At 64.6% G+C, this 16,810-nt stretch carries 14 protein-coding genes; 8 read left to right on the forward strand and 6 right to left on the reverse strand.

The features are described from left to right. Positions 1 to 4 precede the first annotated feature (4 nt). From ACIPO9_RS07650 to ACIPO9_RS07660, 3 genes are read left to right on the forward strand one after another with little or no spacing between them, the layout of a single operon-like run. Positions 5 to 442, forward strand: a complete 438-nt coding sequence (locus ACIPO9_RS07650; RefSeq protein WP_400779781.1) for a hypothetical protein — start codon at positions 5 to 7, stop codon at positions 440 to 442. After that, the gene (locus ACIPO9_RS07655) at positions 442 to 2,271 is read left to right on the forward strand and encodes a hypothetical protein (RefSeq protein ID WP_400779783.1); all 1,830 of its coding nucleotides are present in this window, start codon (positions 442 to 444) and stop codon (positions 2,269 to 2,271) included. Before ACIPO9_RS07650 ends, ACIPO9_RS07655 begins: the two co-directional genes overlap by 1 nt. Beyond that, positions 2,258 to 5,221, forward strand: a complete 2,964-nt coding sequence (locus ACIPO9_RS07660; protein WP_400779785.1) for a bpX6 domain-containing protein — start codon at positions 2,258 to 2,260, stop codon at positions 5,219 to 5,221. The genes ACIPO9_RS07655 and ACIPO9_RS07660 overlap by 14 nt, the downstream gene beginning before the upstream one ends. A gap of 21 nt (positions 5,222 to 5,242) precedes the next feature. On the opposite strand, the gene ACIPO9_RS07665 is transcribed toward ACIPO9_RS07660, so the two are convergent. Beyond that, positions 5,243 to 6,637 (reverse strand): VOC family protein, encoded by a 1,395-nt coding sequence (locus tag ACIPO9_RS07665; RefSeq protein WP_400779786.1) that lies wholly within the window; start codon positions 6,635 to 6,637, stop codon positions 5,243 to 5,245. A 14-nt stretch (positions 6,638 to 6,651) separates the two neighbouring features. Next, positions 6,652 to 7,896 (reverse strand): aspartate aminotransferase family protein, encoded by a 1,245-nt coding sequence (locus ACIPO9_RS07670; protein ID WP_400779788.1) that lies wholly within the window; start codon positions 7,894 to 7,896, stop codon positions 6,652 to 6,654. Between the two features lie 234 nt (positions 7,897 to 8,130). Between ACIPO9_RS07670 and ACIPO9_RS07675 the strand changes: the two genes are divergently transcribed. Both ACIPO9_RS07675 and ACIPO9_RS07680 read left to right on the forward strand, forming a co-directional pair. Beyond that, positions 8,131 to 8,439, forward strand: a complete 309-nt coding sequence (locus ACIPO9_RS07675) for a hypothetical protein (RefSeq protein ID WP_274130361.1) — start codon at positions 8,131 to 8,133, stop codon at positions 8,437 to 8,439. Positions 8,440 to 8,601: 162 nt separating this feature from the next. After that, positions 8,602 to 10,455, forward strand: a complete 1,854-nt coding sequence (locus ACIPO9_RS07680; protein WP_400779790.1) for an ABC transporter ATP-binding protein — start codon at positions 8,602 to 8,604, stop codon at positions 10,453 to 10,455. 34 nt (positions 10,456 to 10,489) lie between these two features. Here the strand turns inward: ACIPO9_RS07680 and ACIPO9_RS07685 are convergent, their stop codons facing one another. Then, a complete protein-coding gene (locus tag ACIPO9_RS07685) occupies positions 10,490 to 11,602 on the reverse strand; it encodes an alkene reductase (protein ID WP_400779792.1) in 1,113 nt (370 codons plus the stop codon). Between the two features lie 108 nt (positions 11,603 to 11,710). On the opposite strand from ACIPO9_RS07685, the gene ACIPO9_RS07690 reads away from it, so the two are divergent. After that, positions 11,711 to 12,622, forward strand: coding sequence for a LysR family transcriptional regulator (locus ACIPO9_RS07690; RefSeq protein WP_400779794.1), 912 nt, complete (start codon positions 11,711 to 11,713; stop codon positions 12,620 to 12,622). A gap of 134 nt (positions 12,623 to 12,756) precedes the next feature. Further along, positions 12,757 to 13,128 carry a VOC family protein gene (locus tag ACIPO9_RS07695; protein ID WP_400779796.1) on the forward strand — a complete coding sequence of 124 codons (372 nt, stop codon included), beginning with the start codon at positions 12,757 to 12,759 and terminating at the stop codon, positions 13,126 to 13,128. A gap of 346 nt (positions 13,129 to 13,474) precedes the next feature. Here the strand turns inward: ACIPO9_RS07695 and ACIPO9_RS07700 are convergent, their stop codons facing one another. After that, positions 13,475 to 13,858 (reverse strand): tautomerase family protein, encoded by a 384-nt coding sequence (locus ACIPO9_RS07700; RefSeq protein ID WP_400779798.1) that lies wholly within the window; start codon positions 13,856 to 13,858, stop codon positions 13,475 to 13,477. A 116-nt stretch (positions 13,859 to 13,974) separates the two neighbouring features. Here ACIPO9_RS07700 and ACIPO9_RS07705 point away from each other — a divergent pair, with 116 nt between their 5' ends. Then, positions 13,975 to 14,574 carry a TetR/AcrR family transcriptional regulator gene (locus ACIPO9_RS07705; RefSeq protein ID WP_400779800.1) on the forward strand — a complete coding sequence of 200 codons (600 nt, stop codon included), beginning with the start codon at positions 13,975 to 13,977 and terminating at the stop codon, positions 14,572 to 14,574. A 3-nt stretch (positions 14,575 to 14,577) separates the two neighbouring features. Here the strand turns inward: ACIPO9_RS07705 and ACIPO9_RS07710 are convergent, their stop codons facing one another. Both ACIPO9_RS07710 and ACIPO9_RS07715 read right to left on the reverse strand, forming a co-directional pair. Next, positions 14,578 to 15,396, reverse strand: coding sequence for a substrate-binding periplasmic protein (locus tag ACIPO9_RS07710; protein ID WP_400779802.1), 819 nt, complete (start codon positions 15,394 to 15,396; stop codon positions 14,578 to 14,580). A 207-nt stretch (positions 15,397 to 15,603) separates the two neighbouring features. Continuing rightward, a complete protein-coding gene (locus ACIPO9_RS07715; RefSeq protein WP_400779804.1) occupies positions 15,604 to 16,761 on the reverse strand; it encodes a TIGR03364 family FAD-dependent oxidoreductase in 1,158 nt (385 codons plus the stop codon). Positions 16,762 to 16,810: the final 49 nt, after the last annotated feature.

A 16,810-nucleotide genomic window follows, 5' to 3' on the forward strand; every position in this document is an offset into this window, starting at 1 on the left:
GAACATGGCCAGCGCCCCTGCCATCGACTGGAACTGGCGGGCGCGGCGCGAGCCCGGCCAACCCCAGGCGGCGGTGGCCTGGGGCGAAGCCTGGGCACGCCTGCACGCAAGGCTGCTGCGCATGCCCGAGGAACAGACCGCGCGCCTGCAAGCCACCGCCAACCGCGAAGTGCTGATCGTCACCGCAGATGCCGTTGACCTGCCGTGGGTCGAGGGCGTCGAGTACGCCTGCGCCGAGCCCGCGGCGCCCGGTCTGTGGCTGCCCACCAGTTGGGAACCCGATGTGCCACTGGATCTGATAGGCCAGGCGCTGCTCGACCGATTCGCCCGCGCGCCGCTTCTGCTGTGGCATGCACCCGCCGTGGTGCTGCCGCTGGACCGATGCCTGCCTGTCACGGCCCTGCATCTGCAACGCATTCATGACGGGTGGGCAGGTCGCTGATGCAATTACCGCAATCCCTGCAACCCTGGCGCGAATGGCTGCAATGGTTCACCCCCGGACAACTGCCCCTGCTGGCGGACCTCTTCGCCCGCCTCAATCCGCTGCTCGGCCCGTTGCGCGGCATGCACCAGGGCGGCGTGCCCGAACCCGACGGCCTGGGCGACCTGCAGCGTCGTGGCCCCTATGAGCGCCTGCTGACCAGCGAGTGGTTGCTGGCCGAGGAATTGCCCGATGAATTCCTGCGTCGGGCGGCGGTGGGCGAGCATCTGTTTCTGGCGCCGCAATACCGCACCCATCAGGCCAATCGCATGATTGTCGTGCTGTTCGATGCAGGCCCCCTGCAACTGGGCGGACCGAGGCTGGTGCACCTGGCATTGCTGATCCTGCTTGCCCGCCGTGCCCGCGAAGCCGGTGCAGAATTGCGCTGGGGCATCCTGCAGAACAGGCCGCACCTGCATGAGTTCAAGGACGCAGCGCACCTCAAGCAATTGCTCGACGCCCGCACCTACCACACCGTCAGCGATGAACACTGGCACGCCTGGCGCGACTGGCTCGCGGAACAGGCGTACGACAGCGGCGAACGCTGGCTCGTCGGCCAGCGCCTGCCCGCCACCGATGCCAGCACCTGTACCCACCGGGTGCACATCCAGCGCAGCCTCGACGGCCATAGCCTGACCTTCGCGGTGCAAGGCGGCACGGCGCGGGAAGTCGCCCTGCCCAACCCCGAGCCGCGCATGGCGCTACAACTGATCAAAGGCGAGTTCGACATCGCCCGGCAGATCGCCCGCACAGCGATCAAGGCGCACATTCCTCGGGTCGCGTTGACGCTGGCACCGATCATTGCCAACAACGGCAGCCATGTTGCCCTGAAAATGCTCGACGAGCCGGGGCTGGTGGTCATCAAGCTGCCGGCACCACGGCAGAAAAAACCCCTCGACGTGCGCCAGACTCACTGGAGCGCACGGGGCACGCCGCTGGCCATTACCTTCCCGGGGCGCATGCCCGGGGCGATCCTGAGCATGGATGAACAACTGGTGTTCTGGAACATGGCCGGGGTCAAGCACGTTCCAAGGCCAGGCCGCGAGCAACTGCAGGCGCCTGTGGGCACCGCTGCGCTGCTGCCGGTGATCTGGTTGCACAACGGCACCTATGGCCGGGTGTTCCTGCTCGACAATCAGGGCCATCTGGCATTCTGGGTGATCGACAACGGCAAGTTGCCCACCCCGCACCAGCCCGGTATCACCCACTCCATGGCCGATAAGGTGGTGGGCATGGCCCAGGTCGACCGCAGCATGCTGGCCTATCTGCGCCTGGATGCCGGCAGGCTCTACGTGCACCGGATCAATCCCTGGCTCACCCAGAGCCAGGGCCATGTGGTCGGTACGGCCAGACAGGTCGATCAGGTACTGTTCCCGGCCAGTTCTCGCTGGGAGCAGGCCTTTGCCGGCTGCGCCTGGATGCGCCAGGTCGAGGATCAGCAACAGTGGCAACTGGTGTCGCCGGACGGGCAGACCGAACAGCTTGACCTCGCCCCCGGCTGGAAAGGCCTGGGGCTGCTGATCGACGACGAAGGGGTGTTTTCCATGGTCCTGACCGGCCCCATCCAGCGCACTGTCTCGCTGTACCAGCGCGGCGAGCAACACGTGCTGTTCACCACCAACGACACCATCGTACGCATCAGCTTCTGCCCGATGAGCGGGCTCATTGCCGCGCTGACCAAGGCCAGGGAACTGGTGGTGTATTCGGTGCGCACTGACCACCGGGTGTTGCAGATCATGTGCAATCAGACCCAAGCGGATGTGGAGGACAACGCCGATGTCCGGACCTGACGCAGTCACCATTCGCCGTCCGGCGCTGACCGGCTACCAGCAGATCGAAGCACTGTGGTTTCCCGCCGAGCGCTTCAGCGAGCAGGAACGGGCTCGCCTGATCCTCGCCCACTGGCAGACCGGCGCCCGGGCCTTTCGCTTTGCCGAGGGCGACCTGCTGCGCTTTCCCAAGGCCAGTTCGAGGCTGTGCGAGGGCCTTGCCGGCTGGCCGCTGATCCGCCAGGGCCGCACGCTCTGCTCGGCACGGCTGAGGGAGGAAGAAATCCAGCGCCTGGCCCACGCCGATGTCTGGCTGGTGCGCGGCACCCAGGTCAACGCCCTGCACCTGCGCGATGCCACGACCCTGGCGCCGGGCCAGTGGATCGACGTCAGCCAGTACGCCCTGCTCGACACCTATGACTGCCGCGACGTGCTCCCCGAAGCCGAAACCGAGCCACTGGCCGTGCAGACCAACATCCGCGAAATCCTCGGCGATGCCCTCGCCCCGGTCAGCCCCGAGCGGGAGGCGGTGATGCGAGCGCTGCTCGAGCGCCAGCGCACGGCGACGGCAAACAGCAAACCTGCTGCCAAACCCACGCCCAACCCGGTGAATGCCCCGCAAGGCGCCGGCCTGATCAAAGACAGCATGGCCGGTTACGTCGCCGTGGCCGTGGGTTTCGGGCTCTACGGGCTGCACACTTACAACAATTCCCAGGTGAGCCCGGCGGGTTCTGCGGCCAGGGCGGTCAAGCCTGCGCGTGCGGCAGACCCATCTACATTCGATCTGGGCAGTGCGGTGTTCTGGACAATCGCAGGATCGCTGCTCCTGACGCTGGCGCTGATTGCGGTGCGCGCCTGGATGCGCCGCGGCGAGGCAGGCACCGCCGCCGTCAAAGCGACCGCCAAGGGCAACGCTGCACCCGCCGCCCGTCCTGTAAAACCTGGCATTAGGGCACGGGCATCGGGCAAGCCGCGTGGTCCGGCCAGGTGGCGACGCTGGCTGACGCGCCTGACCCAGAACTCGCGGCTGTCGGCGCTGTACGGCAAGCGTCAGGCGGCGTACATGCAGCGCATGCTGGAGATGTTCGAGAATGGCGATCTGCAGGAAGCGCTGCGCCACGCCATCCCGCTGGGCAGCGGCGATCCTGATGGCGGCCAGGCATTCGGCACGCCCACCCGGCGCAACGACCTGACCCTTTCGCAGCAGTCGGGGCCACGGTCGAACATGCTGTTCGAAGCCGATCTGGAAGGCCATCTGAAGAAGATCTACCGAGCCTCATTCGAGCGGCTGGACCGCGAGGGGCGCATCGAAGAAGCGGTGTTCGTCCTGGCCGAACTGCTCAGGGCCCGACAGGAAGCACTCGACTACCTGGAAAAACACCAGCGTCAGCAGCAGGCCGCCGACCTGGCGCTGGCCTGGGACATGCCGTCCTCGACCATCGTGCGCCTGCTGTGCCTGGCCGGGGACTGGCAACGGGCATTGCAGGTGGCGCGGCGGGACAATGCGTTCTGCGACGCAGTGATCCTGCTCGAGAAGAAGTGGCCTGAAGCCGCTGCACGCCTGCGCCTGGAATGGGCGCTGGCGCTGATCGACAAAGGCCTGTGGCTGCAGGCGGTGGACGTGATCTGGAGCCTTGCGGCCGAACGCGAGCGCGCCGCGCAATGGCTGCTCGCCGCCGAATCCGCTGGCGGCAGCCTGGCCATTAGCGCGCTGGTCAAGCGGGCCATCCTGCTTCCCGACACCCTCACCCGCTACGAGGCCTTCGTCGACAAACTGCGCAACGACCCCGAGCGCATCACCGAACGCGCCACCCTGGCCCAGGCGCTGCTGGCCCACAAGACCCACAGCCCAGCGCTGGCCTGGCTCGCCGCCGCGACCGTGCGGGCCATGCTCTGCGATCAGGCCGGGCCGCAGGCGTATCTCAGCCAGAACCAGCTGCAAGCGCTGGTGAAGATGAGCAAGGACAAACTGCTGCAGGCCGACCTGCCCGGCAACGCCCTGCCGCGCAACAGACTCGCCAGCCTGGGCCTCGAACGGGCTAGCCAGCCATTGAACTTCACCGCGCCGGAGCCGGGCAACCGCAGCATCTCTGACGCGGTGCCGCTGCCCGACGGACGCTTCCTGCTGGCGCTGGGCGAGGCTGGCGCACTGGTGGTCGACGCCAGCGGCAAGACGCTCTTTCACTTCCCGGTGCCGACCCAGGTCATCGTCCAGGGCCAGAGCCGTCAGGTTGCACTGGCGCTGGCCCGGCGCGGCGATGTCTGGCGCATCTGCAAACTGGACCTGGTCAATCGCAGCGCCAGCGACCTGGGGGTGCTGATGCTCGACGCCTTCGCCAGAACCTTCGACGGCACCGCCTGGACGGTGGGCCGAGGCGAACAGTTGCGCGTGGTGGTCGTGGACCGCAAGTTCGAAACCCTCTGGCACGTCAGCGACCTGCCGGGGAAAGTGGCCTACATCCGCGATGACGAGCGCAACGAGTCAGCCTTGCTGCACACCGGGCAAGAGAGCCTGATCTGGCACTACCGCCTGCCCGACCGCCGCCTGCTCAGCCGAGAGCCGACGCCTGCCAGGCATCAGGCCCACAGCGCCCAGGTGTTCAACGCGGCTGGCCGCACCACCGAATACTGGATCAAGTCCGCCGCCGACAGCGACCCGGTGCTGATGGTCCACGAAAACGGCGCGAGTAAGGGCTATCGCTTGCCCGGCCTGCTTGAAGAGTCGGTCGACCCGCTGCACGTCTACCCGTTCGAGCAGTGGCTGGTGGTCTGCTACGGGGTCGGCGAGGATGACGCCCGCTGGCACTTCATTCACCGCAGCAGTGACCGCCTGTGCGCAGTTCTGCACTGGCCGCTGCACCATGCGCAACTGCGCTGCATGGGCAATGAATGGGTGCTGTTCGACCATCAGGGCCGGCTGTGCCATATCGACACAGCCAGCGCCATCGCCCAGGGCCTGTCGGTGCAATGAAGCACCGACAATGACCTTGAGTCAGACCGCTGCGGCGTGGCCGGGCACGCCCAGCGCCTTGAGGGCATTGTCCAGCGAGGCCTGCTGGGTGCGCGCGTAGATCTGCAGTTCATCCAGGGTTTCACGCCCCAGCGCCTGCTCGAAAGCGTCACGGTTGGACACCTGCGCGTACTGAGCCTGGGCGTTGTCACCCAGATTGGACTGGAAGATCCCGGCGGCACTGACCGGCAAAAAGTCCTCGTAGACCAGCGGCTCACAGGCCAGACGCCCGCTGGCCAGCAGCGCCTCCACATCGGCAGACGCCTCGTCCCCGGCGCCCGCAGGCTCGACGGCACGGTAGCGGAAGAACGCCAGTCGCTCGCGACGCAGGGTGTCGTAATCGTCGGGGAACGCCTTGAAGACGTCGGCCAGCAATTCGCTGTAGCGCAGCGCGTTGGCTTCTGAAGGGAAGCCCCCCAGCGCCTCCCGCGCCTGACCCAGCAAGGAGTCGTACAGCGCCCTGCCCTCGGGCGTCAGCGCCACACCGCGCTGTTCAATCTCGCCGAAGCGCGCCGAGTGGCTGCCCTGCTCCACGCCCTGAGCACCGACGAAATCGATGGCTTCGTTGAGCGCCTTGAAGCTGGTCTGGCGCAGCAGGATCGGGCACTGGCGTCGTGGCGGACCTTCGATCACAGCCTTGGGCGTGATGCCACGGGACGGCATGTCGGCCTGAACCTTGTCGATGTCCAGGGTGCGCGGCGTCAGGTGGTTGATGTGCGGGCCCTTGAACGCTACCACGTCGGCGATCAGGCGGTGGGCACCATCCAGACGCTGATAATCGGCCAGGCTCACCGTGGCCTGCCCGTGCCAGCGGAAGGTTTCCAGCGCCTGGGTCACGAACTCGCTGGCAGCCGCCTCGCTCAGGCCACCTTCGCCCTCGGCCTGTTCGATCAACTCGATGACCCGCGGGGTGAAGATCTGTCGCGCCGCCAGGGTGCGCTCGGCGAAGGCGCGAAGCTGCGTGTCTTCGATCAGCTCCAGGCGCAGCAGCGAGGTGAATACGCGAAACGGGCTGGCGCGCAACGCCGCCTCCTCCACCGCACGAAAAGCGGTGGAGTGCACGGGCACGCCCGCTGGCGTCAGGTCGTAATAGCCCACCGGCAACATGCCCATGACCGCGAACAGCCGGCCCAGGGTCGCCAGTTCTTCTGCGGTGCCGACGCGGATCGCGCCGTGTCGCTCAAGGTCCAGGCGCTCGATTTCTCCGGTGTGGGTCAAGGCCTGGGCCAGCGAAGGCTGTGCCTGGAGCGTGCGGGCGTTGGTGTCGGCGACCAGTTGCATCAGGTCCCCGTAAAGAGGCACCTCCTGCTGGTACATGGCGCTCATGGCCCGGGAAAAATCGGCGCGAATGCGATCAGGGGAAACGAAATTGCTCATTGGACGGTCTCCGCTCAGGCCAGTTGAGCCAGGCATTGTTCCAGGATATTCAGGCCTTCTTCCAGAATGGCCGGTTCGGTGGTCAACGGCGGCAGCAGGCGGATGATATGCCGCGCCTTGCCGCTGGGCATCAGCAACAGCCCGGCTTCACGGGCGCTGGCCAGAATCGCCGAAAGGTGTTGCGGCGCCGGGCTGCCGTCAGGGTTGACCAGCTCCAGCCCGCGCATCGCGCCGACACCGCTCAGGCGCCCGACACAGGTGAAGCGTTCTTTCCAGCGAGCATGATAGCGGGCGATCGCCTGCCCTTGCTCCTCGCCCCAGCGCGAGAGGTTTTCATCGGTCATCTGCGCAAGCGTTGCCAGCCCTGCAGCGCAGGCCAGCGGGTTGCCGGAATAGGTGCCGCCCAGCCCGCCCTTGGGCAAGGTGTCGAGCAGCTCCCGGCGACCGACCACCGCACCCAGCGGCACCCCGCCGGCCATGCTCTTGCCGAGCAACAACAGGTCGGGCTCGATCCCCAGGCGGGTGAAACCGAAGCGCTCGCCGGTGCGACCAAACCCGGACTGCACCTCGTCGATGACCAGCACGATGCCGTGGCGATCACAGAACCCGCGCAGGGATTTGGCAAACCCGGCATCCAGGGCAAGGAAACCACCTTCACCCTGCACCGACTCGACGAAGATCGCACCGATTTCCTCGACATCGATCTCCACGCTGATCAGCCGCTCCAGCGCCTTGAGCCCTTGCTCGGCGGTGACGCCAGTGTCGACGCTTGGATATGGCAGGTGAAACACCGGCCCCGGCAGGCTGCCGACCTTCTGTTTGTACGGCGCGACCTTGCCGTTGAGGTTCAGGGTCGCCAGGGTGCGGCCATGAAAGCCACCGTCAAAGGCCACGACAGCCCCGCGGCCGGTGGCGGCGCGGATGATCTTCAGGGCGTTTTCCGCCGCTTCCGCGCCGCTGTTGGTGAGCATGCCGGACACCGGGTAGCTGACCGGAATGAACCCCGCGAGGGCGCGCATGTACGCGCCGTATTGATCGTGGGGCACGGCATTGAACGCGGCGTGGACCATGCGCCCGGCCTGCTCGCGAATCGCCTCGACCACAGCGGTGTTGCAGTGGCCCAGGTTGAGCACGCCGATGCCGGCAATGAAGTCGATGTAGCGCTTGCCGTGGGTGTCCCAGACCTGCGCGTTGCGGCCATGGGTCAGTTCCACGGGGTGGACGATGTTGATCGATTGGCTGATGCAGTCCTGATTCATGGCCTGTCGCAGTTCCTGGTGAAAGTGCGTCCATTCAAGCGAGGGCTGCCGGGCAAGACAAACGATAAATAGTCGCGGGCTCATTCCATTCATTCATGAAGTGCTGCAACCGTTCATCGCAGATTCGGCATTTTTTCAAACCTTTCCGCTGCGCCGGCCAGTCACAACAATATTGCGATCGGCGAAGACGCCATCGCCCTGCTCCGTTTTTTCCAACGATGAGGCGTCATTCCAATGAACAAGAAACTGACCTGCTTGATGGCCATGACTGGCCTGACCTGTGTACTGGCAATGCCGGTAATGGCTGAAACCACGCCAGGCAGCACCTCCAGCGGCATGAGCAACTCGGCATCGACGTCGAGCGGCAAATCCACATCGACGGATAAATCATCCAGCCCCGAAGGCACCAACGGCCAGGCCACCAAGGGCACTGCCCTGCCAGGCTCCGGTGGCGAAGCCGGTAGCGGCGGCAATTCGGGCTTCGGCAGCAAGACCTCAGGCGGTGAAGGCTCGCAAGACAGCAGCCGCACCAAAGGGCAATAGTGCCGCATCCACGCTGGCTGATCTGGTCAGCGTACAGGGCGCGAACTGTCTGCCGTATCACAGGCCTGCCACTGGCAGACAGCACGCGCCCTTGCCATTGATCCCCTCAAGCCACCCGATAGATGGCAGAATCCCCATGACTTGATGGTTATGGAGACCCGTATGTTTCGTGTGTTTGAGCGTTGGCTCGACCCTTTTCCGCCTGACGAGGTGCCACCGCCCCCCGTCGGCCTGGCCCGTTTCCTCTGGGCCTGCACCCGTGGCGCCCGGGGTTATATCCTCGCACTGGCACTGCTCAGCGCTGGGGTGTCGATCTACGAAGCCTGGCTGTTTTCCTTCCTCGGACAGGTCGTCGACCTGCTTTCGGCGTGGCAGAACGGCGGCGATTCAGGCGGCCAGGAGAGCCGCGTGTTGTGGGGCATCGGCCTGGTCCTGCTGACCAGCGTCTTGCTGGTTGCACTGCGTACCATGGTTCAGCACCAGGTGCTGGCGATCAACCTGCCGCTGCGCCTGCGCTGGGATTTCCACCGGCTGATGCTGCGCCAGAGCCTGTCGTTCTTTTCCGACGAATTCTCCGGCCGCGTGACCACCAAGGTCATGCAGACTGCCCTCGCGGTGCGCGAAGTGCTGTTCACCGTGATCGAAATCGCACCCGGTATCGGCGTGTATTTCATTGCAATCATCGCGCTGGCGGGCGGCTTTGCCCTGAAACTGATGCTGCCGTTCCTGGCCTGGATCGCCCTGTTCGGCGTGGCCATGTGGTACTTCGTGCCGCGTCTGGGGCAAGTTGGACAGGAGCAGGCCAATGCACGCTCTTCGATGACCGGGCGCGTGTCGGATGCCTACACCAACATCACCACGGTAAAACTGTTCTCCCACTCCAAGCGCGAGGCGCATTTCGCCCGTGCCGCGATGGAAGATTTCAAACAGACCGGCTTTCGCCAGATGCGTCTGGTCAGCCAGTTCGAGATCGTCAATCAGGCGCTGGTGGTCGCGCTGATCATGGGCGCCGGCGGCTACGCGCTGTGGCTGTGGCATCAGGGCGAAGTCGGTACCGGTGCGGTCGCGGCGATCACCGCCATGGCGCTGCGCATCAACGGCATGTCGCACTGGATCATGTGGCAGATGACCTCGCTGTTCGAGAACATCGGCACCGTTCAGGACGGCATGGCGACCCTGACCCGTGGCCCCAAAGTGCAGGATGCCGCAGACGCCACCGAACTCAAGACCACCGGCGGCGCGGTGACCTTCGACAAGGTCAGCTTCAACTACAACGGCGAACGCCAGGTGCTCAACGACCTGAGCCTGAGCATCCAGCCGGGGGAGAAAATCGGTCTGGTGGGCCGCTCCGGCGCGGGCAAGTCCACGCTCATCAACCTGCTGCTGCGTTTCTACGACGTCAACAGCGGGCAGATCCGCATCGACGGCCAGGACATCGCCCACGTGACCCAGGACAGCCTGCGCGGCGCCATCGGCATGGTCACCCAGGACACTTCGCTGCTGCACCGCTCGATCCGCGACAACATCGCCTACGGCCGGCCCGACGCCACCGATGCGCAGATCCGCAGCGCCGCCGCCAATGCCCAGGCCGATGGTTTCATCTCGCAACTGACCGACAAGCAAGGCAACAGCGGCTATGACACTCTGGTCGGCGAGCGCGGCATCAAGCTCTCCGGTGGCCAGCGTCAACGTGTCGCCATCGCCCGGGTGATGCTCAAGAACGCGCCGATCCTGCTGCTGGACGAAGCCACCAGCGCGCTGGATTCGGAAGTGGAAGTGGCGATTCAGGAAAGCCTGGATGAGATGATGCAGGGCAAGACGGTGATCGCCATCGCCCACCGCTTGTCGACGATTGCGGCGATGGATCGGCTGATCGTCATGGATGACGGGCGGATCATCGAACAGGGCACCCACGCCCAGTTGCTGGAGAAGAACGGCGTGTATGCGCGGCTCTGGCAGCACCAGAGCGGCGGGTTTCTGGGTGAGGATCAAGGGGTGGCCGAAGCGGTGGAATAGCAGCGCACCGCGGTACGCTGCCAGGATGTGCGCCTCAGGCCTGGGCGGTGGCGGCGGCGGGATAGTCGCTGTAGCCCTGGGCGTTGCCGCCGAACAAGGTGGCAGGGTCCAGGGACGCCAGCGGCAGATCGCGTTCCAGGCGCAGCGGCAGGTCAGGGTTACCGACGAATGCCCTGCCGAATGCCACCAGGTCCGCATAACCCTTGGCGATCACCCACTCGGCGCGGGCGCGATCATAGTTGCCGGCAACGATGATCGGACGGGCGAAGCGTTCACGCAGCGCCTGGCGGAACGACTCGGTGAACACTGGCGCATCGTCCCAGTCGGCTTCGACCAGGTGCAGGTAGCCGATGCCCTTTTCCTGCAGATACTGCGCGGCTTCAAGAATGGTCGGCAGAATGTCCGGGCAGTCCATCCCACGGGCGGTCAAGAACGGCGCCAGGCGAATCGCGGTGCGCTCGGCACCGATTTCGTCGCTGATCGCATCGATCACTTCCCGCAGAAAACGCAGGCGATTGCTGCGCGAACCACCGTATTCGTCGGTGCGGGTGTTGGAGGTGGTGCGCAGGAACTGGTCAATCAGGTAACCGTTGGCGCCGTGCACTTCCACACCGTCGAAGCCCGCGTCGATGGCGCGGCGAGCGGCCTGACGGAAATCATCGACGATCTGCGCGATCTCGCTGCGGCTCAGTTCCCGGGGCGTCGGGCAATCGACCATGGCGCCGAGTCCTGTGGCCGGGTCAACTTTCCAGATTTGGCCTTCAAACGGCACTGCTGACGGCGCCACCGGCAGCTCGCCCTGATGAAAGTCCGGGTGGGACATACGCCCCACATGCCACAGTTGCAGGAAAATCCGCCCGCCTTCGGCGTGAACGGCCTGGGTCACGCCACGCCAGCCCTCGACCTGGGCATCGCTGTAGATGCCGGGGGTGAATGAGTAGCCCTTGCCTTGAGGCGAGATCTGGCTCGCTTCGGTGACGATCAATGCCGCCGAAGCGCGCTGGGCGTAGTACTGCGCGTTCAGCGCGTTGGGCACATCGCCGGGCTGACTGCTGCGAGCGCGGGTCATGGGCGCCATCACGACGCGGTGAGCGGCGTTCAGGCCGGCGAACTGGATGGGGGTGAATAACGAAGAAGACGTTGTCATGGTGAGTTTCCTGAGCGAGTGAGAGGGGATGGGCTCAGTCTGCAATCAGGTACGGGGTTTGATAATTGGGCTAGTCTTTGATGGATTTTCAAAAATAGCGGAATAATCATGGACAACCTGGAAGCCATACGCCTGTTCGTCGAGGCTGCGCAATTGGGCGGACTCTCCGCCGCCGGCCGCAAGCTAGGGCTGTCGCCGGCCGCGGCCAGTGCCCGACTGCTCAAGCTGGAGGCTTCGCTATCTACCCGCCTGTTCGAACGCACCACGCGCCAATTGAGGCTGACCGATGAGGGGCGGCTGTACCTGCAACATTGCCGTCAGGCCTTGCAGGCGCTGGACGATGCACGGGCTGCATTGTCGGCGGAGAAAAAGGAAATTCGCGGGAAGATCCGTCTCTCGGCCACATCGGACTTCGGGCGTCACGTGCTCAATCCATGGCTTGATGAATTCACGGCGCGCTATCCCGGGGTGGTGCCCGCCCTGCTGCTGTCAGATTCGCTGTCACACCTGATCGCCGACGATGTCGATCTGCTGATCCGTTTCGGTGTGCCGCCGGACAGCTCGCTCATTGCCCGGCAACTGGCCGACAACCACCGCGTGCTGTGCGCCGCACCGGGTTATCTGCAACGCAGGGGCACGCCCTTGCATCCACGGCAACTGGCTGATTTCGAGCACATCGTGTCGGGGCAATCGGGATGGGCCAGCGAGTGGCGGCTGCAAAGTGAAGATGAAATGATCGTTTTCAAGGTGCCGCTGGAAGCTGCCCGCGAAACCAATGACGGCGCGCTGGCACGGCAGTGGGCAATCGACGGCCACGGTATCGCGCTCAAATCGATCTGGGACATCCGCGCCGATCTGGCAGCAGGCCGCCTGGTTCGGGTCATGCCCGAGTGGCAAACCGCCGAAGCGCCGGTGTATGCGCTCTATCCCCGCAGTCGCTACCTGGCGCCACGGGTGCGGGCGCTGCTGGATTTCTTGCGTGAGCGGTTTGAGCAGGCGGGTGGGTCGAACAGCATTTAAACTGATCGGTCTGATTGGGTTAACAGCGGGATTTTTCCAGTTAATTTGATAATCCATCAACCGTCAGGTCAATTATCAAATGCCCGGCGGATTTGCAGAATGGCGCAACTTCATTCAACGACCTGGGCACGCACATGCATCTGGATCACGCCAACATCGTCACCCCGGAGCTCGACAAGACTGTCGGGTTTTTCACGCAGGTACTGGGCTTGACCCTCGGCCCACGGCCAGGGTTCGGCGTGCCGGGCGCCTGGCTCTATCATCAGGACCGCCCGCTGATACACCTCACCCAGGCCACCGGCGGCCTGCCCGCTGCGCGCGTGACCCCGCGCATCGACCACATCGCCCTGCGCATCGATGACCTGAACCAGTGGGACGCTATCATCAGCCGCCTGCGCAACCATGGCATTGCCTACCAGATCAGCGAAAGCGACGAGCTCAGTGATCGCCAGCTCTGGGTCAGCCTCGCCCCCGGGCTGACCATCGAGCTGATCGTCGCCCAGTGAAATCCCGCGCGCCAGTGACCAACGCTGTAGGAGCGCGCTTGCCCGCGACGGCGGTGTGTCATCCAACATCGCGGTGTCTGACCCGGCGCCGTCGCGGGCAAGCGCGCTCCTACGGGAATTGGGGTGGGCATGCAGTCGGGAACGACGCCAAAACCCGTAGCAGCACGGCTTGCCGGCGGGGGCGGCCTCAAGATCGACCCGCGGGCAAGCCCGGCTGCTACGGCCTTTCGAACACGCCACAAACCTGTAGGAGCGCGCTTGCCCGCGACGGCGGTGTGTCATTCAACATCGCGGTGTCTGACCCGGCGCGGTCGCGGGCAAGCGCGCTCCTACGAGATGCATCGAGTCAGGTCGCGTATTGCGCCACGCCATTGCCGAATGACCAGTTCTCCTTACGCACTTCCACCAGGCTGATGAACACGTCTTCCAGCCTCACCCCCGCAACTTCCTTCAGACGATGGGCAATGGCGTGGTACAGGGCTTTCTTCTGATCCACTGTGCGCCCTTCGTTGAGGGTGATCTGGATGAACACCTGGCCATCCGAACGCTGGATCCCCAGGTACTGCGCGTCATACACCAGGCGGTCGCGCTCGTGTTCGGTCAGCACCTGAAAGTTGTCATGGTCCGGAACGTTGATGGTCTCCTTCATGCAGTTGTAGACGACCTGCCCGATCTTCTGCAGGTGAGCCGGGTCGTTCTGTTTGATGATGTCGATTCGTACCAGTGGCATGGGCAACTCCTTGGGAAAGGGATCAGACGAGACAGGCAATACCTGTTGAGAAATTAAGATAATCGACATAATCTATTTCAGCAAGCGCTCAGAAATATCAAATGCGGGAGTGCATCGTGGGACGTTCTTCAAAGGAAAAAGCGCAGGAGAATCGCGCCAGCATCGTCGAGACCGCCTGCCGGATGTTTCGGGAATCAGGGGTGGAGAACGTTTCCGTGGCGCAGATCATGGCGGCGAACGACATGACCGTCGGCGGCTTCTACAAGCATTTCGAGTCCAAGGATGCGTTGGTGGCCGAAGCCTTCGCCCTGGCCTTCGATCAGTCCAGAGGGGGCTGGCAGCAGGTTCGCCAGCGCGCCGACAGCCAGTTGGAACACCCAGGCACAGCGATGGTGCGCCAGTACCTGCACAACCGCTCATCCCCCCTGCACTGCCCGATGCTGATGTTCGCAGGCTCCGTGGCCACAGGCGAAGTGGACCAGGCCTGTGCCGACGCCTACGTTTCAGGCACGAAAACCCTGTTCGACAGCTTTCTCGATGCCATGGCCCCGGCAAGCACCGACAACCCGCCAGCGATCCCGGACCAGAACAAGGCCATGGTGCTGTTCGCCGCCATGCTGGGCGCGCGATTGCTGGCACAAAGCGTCGGCGATAAGCCCTGGATCAGGGCAATGGAAGACGCCGTCAATCAGGCCGCCCTTTCTGAACACGGATAGCACTCAGGGTTTCACCGCCTGGCGCTGTTGCGAACCCCAGAGTTCCAGATTGGCCTTCAACAGCGCCTGTGGCACAGGGCCCGAGACGATTTCCTGCATCTGCGCGGCAACCCGCTCGCGCAGCGCCGTAGTCATGCAGGTCGAACTGCGCGACAGCGCCAGATAGAGCCCTTCGCTACTCACTGGCGGCTCCAGGGCCTGCACCACGTCCTCGATGCCCAGCGTGCGGGCCAGCGCCATGCCGGGGTAGTACTCGAAGATCACGTAGTCATTGCGCTTGAGGATCAGCTTCTGGAAAGCCTGGGTGGCGGTCGGCACGGCTTCGAGGGACAGATTGGCCCGGGCAAAATCGTCGAAGCCCTGGCCGTTGCTGTTGTTGACCAGGGTGCCGCCGCTGTGCCCGATCAGGTCGTTCCAGCCCCGGTAGACCAGCGTTTCGTCGCGCCGCACCCAGACCCGGCTGGAGGTCACCAGAAACGGCGGATCGATGAAGTCCACCACCTGCTGGCGCGCCTGGGTGAGGAAATACCCGGCCAGCATGTCGATGCGCCCTGCCCGCACCTCCTCCTGCGCTCGCGACCAGGGGCCGGCATACACCACGTCGATGTCGAGCCCCAGCCGGGTGCCCAACTGCTTGAGCAACTCGGCGTTGGCACCGATCAACCGTTGCGGGTTCTGCGGATCGCGCCACAGGTACGGGGGATATTCGGCGTTGCCGGTGGCCGTCAGGTGATTGCAGCCCTCGGCTCCGAGCGCGACGCCGGGGGGCAGGCAGACCGTGATCAGGAGCGACATGAACCAGCCCGAGTGACGCTTGAACATACGCAACCTCTGACGTCCTTGGTCATCGACCCGATGCAGGTGGTACGTCGTTGATTGGCAGCCCTTGCTTCAGGGATGGCCAACCCGGGAGGCATCTTGCGCGTACCGTCGAAAATGCGCCTCGCACGATCCCGCAGCTTAGTTCACGGATGCTCCCGGTGCCGGTAATAAATCCTCACGGTGCACTCAACCGCGTTCAGCCACACCCTACCCCGACATCGCGTCAGGCCAGCGCCCCTCCCCCAGCAACGCCGCCACCGTGCGCTCGCCCAGCCCCAGGCCGACACTCATGCCAAGCCCGGTGTGCATCAGTACCGCAGTCACGGTATCACCGACTTGCAAGACACTGAACGGCCCCGGCCCACGGCTGCCATACACCCCTTGCCAGCGTTCCAGCACCTGGAGCCGCCCACCCAGGGTGTGTTCGGCCAGGTCGATCATCAGACGGTCGACGGCTTCGTCGTTGAACGGCTCGGCGTCGTTGCCGTAGTGATGGGAGTCGCCAATGATCAGTTCGCCGTAGGGCGTGGGGCTTGCCAGCAAATGGATGCCATGGGTTTCCAGTTCAGGGGTGTCGCGCCGAATCTGCGTGCGGATCGACTCGGCCTCCGGCAGGTCGGAGAACGCGCCGTAATGGACACAGCTCAAGCCCGTGAGTACCGAATGCTGCAGGTCCAGAGGTTGCTCCAGGCGAGCGCGCAGCATCTGCAAGCGGCACACCGAAGGCTTCAACGTCGCTATCTGCTCGGCCAGCAGCGTCTGGTAATCGTGCCCCGAGCAGGCCACCACATGCCGTGCCTTGAAGCGGCCAGCCGTGGTCAACGCAGCACCTGCTTCGACATCCCTCACCAGGGTCGAAAAGTGGAACTCGACCCCCAGCCCACGCAGGTAATCGACGATCTGCGGCAAGGCCTCGCGAGAAAACAGCTGCTGGTCATCCAGGCCGTGCAAGGCGGCGCGATGGTGCACGAAGCGGCCATCGTACAGATCCTGCAACGCAGCGCCGCGCAGCAGTTCGACGCGATAGCCCTGCTCGCGGGCGCGACCTCTGCAGAACGCCTCAAGCATCGCTTCTTCGGCCTCGCTGCGTGCAAAGATCAACGAACCCTGTTTTTTCAAGGCCAGACCGGCAGCGTCGGCCAGTTCGCCCCACAAACCGTGGGATTGGCGCGCCAGGTCAAGCATTGGCCCCGGCGCCTGGCCGGTGACCAATGCCTGGCCGAAGTTACGGATCGAAGCGCCCAGGGGCCGGTCGCTGCGCTCGAAGACCCGCACCTTCAGACCACGGCGAACACCCGCCCAGGCATGGGCAAGCCCCAGAATGCCCGCGCCGACGATCAGCAAGTCACAGTCGTGCTGACTCATTGAGAAACTCCTGAACTGAAAGAGAACCGCCACAGCGGCGGGATAGATC

The organism is Pseudomonas sp. NPDC090203 (genome assembly GCF_044746765.1).
Lineage (GTDB): Bacteria > Pseudomonadota > Gammaproteobacteria > Pseudomonadales > Pseudomonadaceae > Aquipseudomonas > Aquipseudomonas putida_AD.

What these genes read in the sequence shown, in the direction of transcription:
- ACIPO9_RS07680 (WP_400779790.1), top strand. Translation starts at nt 8,602, where the DNA reads ATGTTTCGTGTGTTTGAGCGTTGGCTCGACCCTTTTCCGCCTGACGAG.
- ACIPO9_RS07715 (WP_400779804.1), bottom strand. Translation starts at nt 16,761, where the DNA reads ATGAGTCAGCACGACTGTGACTTGCTGATCGTCGGCGCGGGCATTCTG.
- ACIPO9_RS07700 (WP_400779798.1), bottom strand. Translation starts at nt 13,858, where the DNA reads ATGCCACTGGTACGAATCGACATCATCAAACAGAACGACCCGGCTCAC.
- ACIPO9_RS07690 (WP_400779794.1), top strand. Translation starts at nt 11,711, where the DNA reads ATGGACAACCTGGAAGCCATACGCCTGTTCGTCGAGGCTGCGCAATTG.
- ACIPO9_RS07685 (WP_400779792.1), bottom strand. Translation starts at nt 11,602, where the DNA reads ATGACAACGTCTTCTTCGTTATTCACCCCCATCCAGTTCGCCGGCCTG.
- ACIPO9_RS07665 (WP_400779786.1), bottom strand. Translation starts at nt 6,637, where the DNA reads ATGAGCAATTTCGTTTCCCCTGATCGCATTCGCGCCGATTTTTCCCGG.
- ACIPO9_RS07650 (WP_400779781.1), top strand. Translation starts at nt 5, where the DNA reads ATGGCCAGCGCCCCTGCCATCGACTGGAACTGGCGGGCGCGGCGCGAG.
- ACIPO9_RS07660 (WP_400779785.1), top strand. Translation starts at nt 2,258, where the DNA reads ATGTCCGGACCTGACGCAGTCACCATTCGCCGTCCGGCGCTGACCGGC.
- ACIPO9_RS07695 (WP_400779796.1), top strand. Translation starts at nt 12,757, where the DNA reads ATGCATCTGGATCACGCCAACATCGTCACCCCGGAGCTCGACAAGACT.
- ACIPO9_RS07670 (WP_400779788.1), bottom strand. Translation starts at nt 7,896, where the DNA reads ATGAATCAGGACTGCATCAGCCAATCGATCAACATCGTCCACCCCGTG.
- ACIPO9_RS07710 (WP_400779802.1), bottom strand. Translation starts at nt 15,396, where the DNA reads ATGTTCAAGCGTCACTCGGGCTGGTTCATGTCGCTCCTGATCACGGTC.
- ACIPO9_RS07675 (WP_274130361.1), top strand. Translation starts at nt 8,131, where the DNA reads ATGAACAAGAAACTGACCTGCTTGATGGCCATGACTGGCCTGACCTGT.
- ACIPO9_RS07655 (WP_400779783.1), top strand. Translation starts at nt 442, where the DNA reads ATGCAATTACCGCAATCCCTGCAACCCTGGCGCGAATGGCTGCAATGG.